This is a genomic window from Mesorhizobium sp. M7A.F.Ca.AU.002.02.1.1 (genome assembly GCF_003998535.1).
Lineage (GTDB): Bacteria > Pseudomonadota > Alphaproteobacteria > Rhizobiales > Rhizobiaceae > Mesorhizobium > Mesorhizobium ciceri.
On record NZ_RZPB01000950.1, the window covers coordinates 1 to 1,985 of the forward strand.

General features: G+C 65.9%; 2 protein-coding genes and 1 pseudogene. 2 read left to right on the forward strand and 1 reads right to left on the reverse strand.

What is annotated here, in order from left to right; all coding sequences use genetic code 11:
- Positions 1-361 (forward strand): annotated as a pseudogene (locus tag EN879_RS33680) (ATP F0F1 synthase subunit B); the annotation flags it as partial.
- 10 nt (positions 362-371) lie between these two features.
- The gene (locus EN879_RS33685) at positions 372-863 is read left to right on the forward strand and encodes a F0F1 ATP synthase subunit B (protein WP_013532841.1); all 492 of its coding nucleotides are present in this window, start codon (positions 372-374) and stop codon (positions 861-863) included.
- 275 nt (positions 864-1,138) lie between these two features.
- Here the strand turns inward: EN879_RS33685 and EN879_RS33690 are convergent, their stop codons facing one another.
- Positions 1,139-1,840, reverse strand: coding sequence for a ribonuclease HII (locus EN879_RS33690; RefSeq protein WP_027164182.1), 702 nt, complete (start codon positions 1,838-1,840; stop codon positions 1,139-1,141).
- Between the last annotated feature and the right edge of the window lie 145 nt (positions 1,841-1,985).

Genomic DNA, 1,985 nt, shown 5'->3' on the forward strand with positions numbered 1-1,985 from the left:
CCGCAACGATCGCATCACGCAGGACCTCGACCAGGCGGCCAGGTTGAAGGGCGAGGCCGACGCCGCCGTTGCTGCCTACGAGCAGGAACTGGCGGAAGCCAAGACCAAGGCCAACGCGATCGGCCAGCAGGCCAACGACGCTGCCAAGGCCGAGGCCGACACCGCTCGCAAGAAGGTCGAGGCTGCGCTCGACGCGAAGCTTGGCGAAGCCGAAGCCCGCATTTCTTCCATCAAGGCCAATGCCATGAAGGAAGTCGGCAGCATCGCCGAGGACACCGCTTCGGCGATCGTCGAGGCTCTGGTTGGCGGCAAGGCCAGCAAGGCCGAGATCGCGGCCGCGGTCAAATCCGTGGCCCGGTGAGGAGCGCATCATGGATTACACATCTCTCGCGACGCTCTGGGCCACGATAGCCCTGATCATCTTCCTCGGCGTTGCCGTCTACATCAAGGTGCCTGGCATGATCGCCAAGGCGCTCGACGCCCGTGCCGCCAGGATCAGCAATGAACTGGACGAAGCGCGCCGGCTGCGCGAGGAGGCCCAGCAGCTGCTCGGCCAGTACCAGCGCAAGCGCAAGGAAGCCGAGCAGGAGGCCGCCGACATCGTCGCTGCCGCCAAGCGCGAAGCCGACATGCTTGCCGCCGACGCGCATAAGAAGACCGAGGACTATGTCGTCAGGCGCACCGCGCTTGCCGAACAGAAGATCGGTCAGGCCGAGCGTGATGCCATCAGCGAAGTGCGCGCCAGCGCCGTCGACATCGCCGTCGAGGCAGCACGCGCGCTGCTTGCCGGCAAGATCGACGCCAAGGCCGGTGCAGATCTGTTCAAGGCTTCGCTCGCGGACGTGAAGTCGAAGCTGAATTAGGCGGTTCGTCTAGCCAGTCATCGAAAGCCGCCCGGGCAACCCGGCGGCTTTTTTGTTGCGGCGCTGAAGCTGCCAATCTCCCCCCTCGTGGGGGAGATGCCCGGCAGGGCAGAGGGGGGCGTGAAGGAACGCTAACCTTTGTTGTCCTAAGGTCTATCGGGACAAGCCTGAGGGCATAACTGCAATCGATTGAGAGGCCGGCGGGACAGCGCCCCCCTCTGTCCTACCGGACATCTCCCCCACAAGGGGGGAGATTGGCTTGTCGTCGTCGTCGCTCAATCCAGCCCGGCGAAGCTCTCTTCTTCCACCACGTCCACCTCGGCCCCACCCAGCCGGAATGGCGCAAACGACACGCGGTGCAGCCGCGCCACCGGGCCATGCGCTTCGATCGCGGTGCGATGACGAACCGTGGCGTAGCCCATATGGACTTCGAACCCGTAGCGGTCGTGATGGTTGCCGCAGCCGCACATCATGCGGTCGCGCATCACCTTGGCGACGATCGAGGCGGCGGCGATCGACTGCGAACGCTGGTCGCCCTTGATCAGCGCGCGCCCTTCACAAGGCAGTCCCGGCGGCACGTCGCGTCCATCGGCAAGCGCAAGCTTCGGCCGGACCGACAGCCCTACCAGCGCGCGCCGCATGGCTTCCAGGCTTGCCTTGAGGATGTTGCTGCCGTCGATGCCCTCGGCGCTGATGGAGGCCATCGAGACCGCCTGTGCGGAGCCGAGAATGCGCAGGAACAGGGCCTCACGCTGTAAATGGCTGAGGCGTTTGGAATCGTCGAGGCCGTCGGGAATGTTGGCGGGATCGAGCACCACCGCTGCGGCGACCACCGGCCCGGCCAGGGGGCCGCGGCCTGCCTCGTCCATCCCGGCGACCGGCCACAGGCCCTCCGCCATCGCCTTCGTCTCGAAGGAGAAGTCGGGCTTCTCGATGATCTCAAAGAGAGGCGGAGAATCAGAACGCGCGCGAGCCATGTTGCGGCGAGGTTCGCATCGGCTCCGATTCTCCGCAAGTCCCTCCGGGTCGGGTGGGGCGCCGGACCGGGAGGGCACCGTCTGCAGGACGGGGCAGGCCGGACGGGATTCTTGGTGCGCGACGGATCAATCCATCGCGACGAAT

What these genes read in the sequence shown, in the direction of transcription:
- EN879_RS33690 (WP_027164182.1), bottom strand. Translation starts at nt 1,840, where the DNA reads ATGGCTCGCGCGCGTTCTGATTCTCCGCCTCTCTTTGAGATCATCGAG.
- EN879_RS33685 (WP_013532841.1), top strand. Translation starts at nt 372, where the DNA reads ATGGATTACACATCTCTCGCGACGCTCTGGGCCACGATAGCCCTGATC.